Source organism: Rhizobium sophoriradicis (genome assembly GCF_003939025.1).
GTDB classification, from domain to species: domain Bacteria; phylum Pseudomonadota; class Alphaproteobacteria; order Rhizobiales; family Rhizobiaceae; genus Rhizobium; species Rhizobium sophoriradicis.
The window spans coordinates 23,144-29,143 of sequence record NZ_RQIH01000028.1; the positions used below are offsets into that span (position 1 = coordinate 23,144).

Consider the following 6,000-nt stretch of genomic DNA (forward strand, 5'->3'; position numbering starts at 1 on the left):
CCCCCGTTTACCCACCTATGTCCCGGAGTGCTTTGGCGATGAACGGCCGCTTGCTAGTCCTAACCGCCTGCGCAAAGCTTGCTTCGGCAACCTGCAACGGCGCGAGCGTTGGTCGCGGTTTCTGATAGAACTTCATCAGGGACGCACGTTCTGTTTATTGACGCTAGCGATCTACGTCCTATTTGCGATCGTCTGCAGTGGCGCTGGTAGACGCGACTTTCACGGCACGATCGCCGCTATCGCTACCGGTCTCGTCTATGCGGCTTAGTAAGCTGAAAATATCTTGCAAGATCTCTTCATCGAAAGTCCGCAACTTCACGATAGTAGCCAGCAGCAGAACCGCTTTGGTTTCAGTTTCGCCCCAAAGATAAGGTGCCGCCGGGGCGATAATCTCTTCCGGAGTGGCATCCAAAACCTCACACAGATGAATCAGTCGGCTCACGGTCAAGCGGGATACTCCATTTTCGTACCGGCCGTAGACCTGCTTAGTGATGCCAAGCAAGGGCGCCAGTTTCGAGCGCGGTAGTTTTCGCTTATCGCGGGCTTCGCGAAGGCTGATGCTGATCAAGTTTTCGAGTTCGGCGCTAAGTGCAATCCGTCCGTCAAAAGGTTTTCGATAGACCGGCTTGTCTATGCCTGGATCATCGACTTGTTGCAAACCGAGTTCATTAATCCATTGCTTCAATGATGGTCCTGACATTGCTCCGACTGAGGTAAATGCGCCAGAGCACTTTATACGGAAAGTGATGTGCTTGAAACCACCAATGTTTCGATTTCGATCTCATTTGGCGCATTTTGGTCCAGGCGAACCTCACCCGATAGCTATCGTTTACCAAAATATATCATTGATCGCAAGTACATAGATATAGCTCACACCGAAATCGCTTCACGCAAGGATTATCCACTTGCGCCAAATTGGCACTGAATGCCTTCAGTGATTTTGGTGATAACGGTCACTGCATTTCCTCGTCTAGCACTAGGGACGTCGTGTGCGGGCATGGTGGCCTTTTGTCCTGCACGCGGAGACTCTCGGTTCACGGCAAACCAATCAAGGCTGCGCGTGTTGGCTGCTCTAGGCGATGCCCTCATAGTACCTCTGAACGGCGACAGCCATGAACAGCGTTTCCAGTCTCAGCGACTCGCCCCCGTTTTCGCGGAACCTGATCGTGATGTCGAATGGCTATTTCCGAGCCGAATGGCAAAAAGGATCGGCGCGATGGAACAGAGGCGCGGAGAGGACGGGCTTAGATTTGGCAATTTGAAATCAAAGCATGCGCGCCGGCAGCTCGAATACCCACACAGGAGAACCCAATGAGGGAGTTGATGACAGACCCTACTGTCGAAGCAAAGCGCATGCAAATAGACTTGGCGTCGCTCGCCGACAAATCGCTCGAGCATCGAGCGAGATCGACGCCAACCAACGATCGAATATTGCGCAATCGCCGCGTATTGTTGATCAGACGGAAAACGAGTGAAAAACTAAGTTGTGAGATTGCGGGTGTCTGCACACCGACGACAGCGCGTCGGCTGCGATACCCGGCTATCACCAACACTGCTACTGGTCAGGGGCGTCATAGACAAACCCAGATCACTTCACGGTCTCCGCTACATCACTGATACCTCTGTCGCTCTCGTCGTCATCGGGGATCATTCGCTGCAGGAGCCGAATTAGGTCGCGCGTCGTGCCGGTCGGAAGTCTCCTGAGAATCCTCGCCAGTGTGAGACAATCCTCGGCCTCCTCCGATGTGCGGCCCCAAAGATGTGGCGCAGCTTCAAAGATCATATCGATAGGCATGAAGCCAAGAATCTCACACAGATGGATCATCCGAGTAACAGTCATTTTGGAAAATGCCCGCTCGTAGCGTCCGTATACAGGGATGGACAGACCAAGCATTGGAGCAACGTCCGCGCGAGACAGGCCCTGCGCTTGGCGTGTCTTTTTCAGGAACGCGCTGATCAGTTCCTCCATGTGACCCAGGGATGTAATTTCGCCGCCGAAGCCCGGCTTTCGATAGATCGCCTTGTCAACCTCCGGATCGGCGGTGCTGACGAGGCCTCTCGAACTTCTGTAGCTTGCTAGATCTTCCGTCACCGCACGTCCCTGTTTTCCTGCCACTCGTTGTAGGCTTGAGCCAACCTGAACCGATTTGAACCACGTGTCATCGCCACACTACAACCGTTTTAAATACCCATTTTGGGCATTTTTTGCGTTATAGCAAATATTTGAGGGTTTAGCCAAATTGCTTCATGAATGCATGCAAAACAGGCTCGCTAGACCGGTCGCCCAGTTCCATGAAAGATGAGGCGGCTATGGTCGCACCCGCCACTGAATCATCTAGGTTGCGTCGAATTTGAGCGAAAATTCACATTCAATGCTCAACATCTTCTAAGCCGTCTTCGTTGAGGACGATAAGAAATAATCCTCGAAAACCGATCCGTTTCCCCGTCCCACGATATCCCATTTGGCTAGCTGGGAAAGCTCCGCCGTGCTGGAAATCACTCAGCCAAGAACCCATATCGGTTACCGCTCCCGCTAGCGTGTAGGTTCGATGCTCTCTGAAAATTCCGCCTCCTTCAACCAGGGCTTCGAAAGAAAGCGCTGTATAGATCCACCTGCTCCGACCTTTTAGTCCGCTAGCAAAAGGCGGTCGGGGACCGACTTCTCGAAACGGTTTCCTGCCGGCCGACAAGGGCTACGGCAGCGCCGAAATCCTCGCCAAGCCGGTCGAGTGTAAGGCTCGGCAACATCGCGACGAAGAACAACAGGAAGGGCTCAGTCGTCTTCTCACGCTGGGTCTATCGGCAGCGTAACCTCGTGAAACGTCAAAAGCATCGGTTCGATCGTAATTGACGCAAAGCTGACAGTCGTGTGCGATCGCGCACATTGACAGGCTGGCATGATGCAAGCGCCGACGTGCATTGTGAGCTCGACCCAATTCACTCCCAATGCTGGGTCGGCCTTCGGACGGATCGCTCGCAAGGTTGACGGTGTTCACATACTAGGCGGAGTGGCACAATCCGAGACTCCCGACACACGGTGAGCACCGGAAGGCGCCTTCTGTCGCCATTGGAACATTCACTAACAATGCTCTGGTGGCACACCAATTGCTTGTAAGAGCCCAGATCTCTGCCGGCAATGGTTCCGGTCCAAGCTCCAGTGGTTACTATCGACGATGACCAACACCTTTAGATGTAAGGCCCATCTTCGCCCATGTCGTACCGTACGACGGAGCTCGTCAGCGATCATCACGCGCGGCGGCGTGCAGCCGATCCAAAGAGCTTTGTCACCAGCCACTGCTCAGCGCGGGAGCCTCTTCAGCTTTGGATCAAGACGTTGAGAGCGATGCCATTCTGGCCGACAGCGCCGCCGGAGCCAATGTTCTTCGCGCGCGATCGAAATAACCGAATTCGTCCAGATGTCATGTCGCCGCGAATGAGACTGCTTCAAGGGATTCCAGTGGGAGATCGCCTTGCCGAGTTAAGGCTCCCACTGGCACGCGGTTTCGTTGGTGACGCCGGTGCCGCATGTTGGCGGCCGCATCCGCTAAATTTAACGGTGCCTAGAACCTGAAGAGACACAGCGAAATTTGCCTTTCGTTTGGCACCGGTTGGACTACGCCCAATTTTCGTTTTCGTCTCAAAAGTGGAGATGCGATATGACTTCGAATCACCAAGCCGACGTGGTTGGCGATAGCGACAAGCTCATCGAGCAGGCGCTGCGAGCTGCCATGGATACTGCTCTAAGTCCGGCTGCGCCGGCTCACTTGCGTGGAGCGCTGGACGCGGCAGTGTTTCCAGGTGGCTCCCGGATGCGCCCCAAGCTCTGCTTGAAAGTCTCCTATGTGTGCGGCGAAAAACATCCTGAGCTGGCGACAAGAGCCGCGGCAGCAATTGAATTGCTGCACTGTGCCTCGTTGGTGCATGACGACTTGCCTTGCTTCGATAACGCCGCGCTACGTCGCGGCAGACCGACGGTGCACCGGCTTTTCGGAGAGCCTATCGCCGTTTTGGCCGGCGATGCCTTGATCGTGATGGCTTTCAAATACCTCAGCTTGCAGGCTGCACTAACACCTGAGTTGGGCGGGCGCATGATCGAGGTGGTTGCGGAGGCGGTCGGCCCCAGTCACGGACTGATCGCCGGACAGTCGATGGAGGCAATGACGCACGTCGCTATCGACCGCTATCACCATTACAAGACCGGCTCCCTCTTTGTCGCGGCGGCCACGTGCGGTGCCCTGGTAAGTGGTGCTGATCCGGCTCCGTGGTCTAAGGTGGGGGAATTGCTCGGGCATGCGTATCAGATTGCCGACGACATCGCAGATACAGTCGGCCGCGTAGAAGTGCTTGGCAAATTGCCTGCCGTGGACACGCAGCTGAATCGACCCAGTATCGTTCGCGGCCAAGGATTGGACAGCGCAGCCGCCAGATTTTACGCGTACCTCGAACAGATAGGTGACACCATTCCTGCCAGCCCTCACAAACGGTCCTTCGTTGACTGGCTAAATCATTCACTTTGCAAAGGCGTGGCGGGACCGGGAAAAGCCGGTCTGATTCAACAGGCGGCGCTGGATTGCGCACCTTTATGAGCACCGAGTTACGGGACGCATATCCCACGACACCGTATGGCAGTTTCTGCGGCGCGAGGGGCTACGGTTCAAAAAAACACTGTTCGCCCTTGAGCAGGCGCGAGTTGACGTCGCGCGACGGCGACAGCGCTGGCGATCCTGGCAGGCTGGCCTCGATCCAAGCCGGCTGGTCTTCATCGATGAAAGTGTGCTGCAGAGGCACGGAAGGAGTTCAGTATGAGCTAACCCCGTAACGTGAAGCTGCGTGAATGATGGAGGATGGCCCTCCGGGATCGGCTTTCAGGAGCGGGTCTCAAACCAGTCCGAGCTGCTGCGATAAAGAGCCGTGGTGGTGAGCGTCGGATGAAAAGTTCGGACGAGATCCGAGCAGGTGCGTGTCCGAAAGACGAACGAAAGTGAACCCTCCGAAGACGCGCCGTTATGAATCTAAGCGTCGTCGAAACCAGGACTGTTTCGTCATCCTGGGACAAGTCGGCCGGGTGCCTGATGATTGGGCGGGCGGCGACCGGCGTAGAGGGGGCGTGAGTTGGACACAGGCTTTCACGCGGAACTGCAGGAACCAGGCTCCTGATGCCAAGGGAGAAGCCCAAGCGGAGAAACCGTAAGGCGAGAGTACCGATGCAGGAGACCGGGGCGGACCGATCCGTATGAGCGTTGAGGGCCCTGTAATGGGGCCGGAGCAAAGGGATCGGATCAGGTGGTCGCATTGTTTGGAACAACTGGAAACAGGATGACTTCGATAGGTACGACAGACAAGCCGTTTCGGATTGAGAAGCGGCAAGTGTACGAAGCTTACAAAGCGGTCAAAGCCAACCGTGGTGCAGCCGGGTGGACGGTGAGACCCTGGAGATGTTTGACAAAGACCTTGCGAGAAATCTCTACAAGATCTGGAATCGGATGTCTTCTGGGGCTTACTTTCCGCCGCCGGTGCGCGCCGTCTCCATTCCAAAGAAGACTGGAGGCGAAAGGGTTTTGGGTGTGCCGACGGTCAGTGATCGGATCGCGCAGATGGTGGTCAAGCAGATGATTGAGCCGGATTTAGAGCCGCTCTTCTTGGGGAAATGTATCCGACTGTCAAATTTGACTTCCTTGGATACCAGTTCAGGCCGCGACAGGTGGCGACTTCACAGCGGAATGAGTTCTTCTGTGGCTATACCCCAGCGGCCAGTCCGGCGGCGCTAAAATCGATGCGGGCCACGATCAAGAGCTTGAACATTCCGCGGCAAACGCCGGGGACGCTGGCTGAAATCGCCAAACAGATCAATCCGCTCCTCCGGGGATGGATTGCCTATTACGGGCGGTTCAGTCGTTCGGACCTGTTCTCTCTGGCTGACTATGTCAATCGGAAGCTCAAGGCCTGGATCATGCGAAAGTACAAGCGCTTTCGGTTCCACAAAACTCGGGCTTCGCAGTT

The 6,000-nt window shown here is 55.5% G+C and carries 3 protein-coding genes and 3 pseudogenes; 4 read left to right on the forward strand and 2 right to left on the reverse strand.

What is annotated here, in order from left to right:
- Window positions 1–178: 178 nt before the first annotated feature.
- Entirely contained in the window at window positions 179–685 is a 507-nt protein-coding gene (locus EFR00_RS31325; RefSeq protein ID WP_040111851.1) for a helix-turn-helix domain-containing protein, read from the reverse strand.
- A gap of 903 nt (window positions 686–1,588) precedes the next feature.
- Window positions 1,589–2,092: a helix-turn-helix transcriptional regulator gene (locus tag EFR00_RS31330; protein WP_040111852.1), complete on the reverse strand. Its 504-nt coding sequence runs from the start codon at window positions 2,090–2,092 to the stop codon at window positions 1,589–1,591.
- A 584-nt stretch (window positions 2,093–2,676) separates the two neighbouring features.
- Between EFR00_RS31330 and EFR00_RS33800 the strand changes: the two are divergent.
- The 4 genes and pseudogenes from EFR00_RS33800 to EFR00_RS34115 form a co-directional block, all read left to right on the forward strand.
- A pseudogene (locus tag EFR00_RS33800) lies at window positions 2,677–2,824 on the forward strand (IS5/IS1182 family transposase); the annotation flags it as partial.
- A gap of 832 nt (window positions 2,825–3,656) precedes the next feature.
- On the forward strand, window positions 3,657–4,586 hold the full coding sequence (locus tag EFR00_RS31340) for a polyprenyl synthetase family protein (protein ID WP_040111853.1): 930 nt from the start codon (window positions 3,657–3,659) through the stop codon (window positions 4,584–4,586).
- Window positions 4,573–4,773: pseudogene (locus tag EFR00_RS33360) on the forward strand (IS630 family transposase); the annotation flags it as partial. The gene EFR00_RS31340 and the pseudogene EFR00_RS33360, both read left to right, overlap by 14 nt.
- Window positions 4,774–5,316: 543 nt before the next feature.
- Window positions 5,317–6,000, forward strand: a pseudogene (locus tag EFR00_RS34115) (group II intron maturase-specific domain-containing protein); the annotation flags it as partial.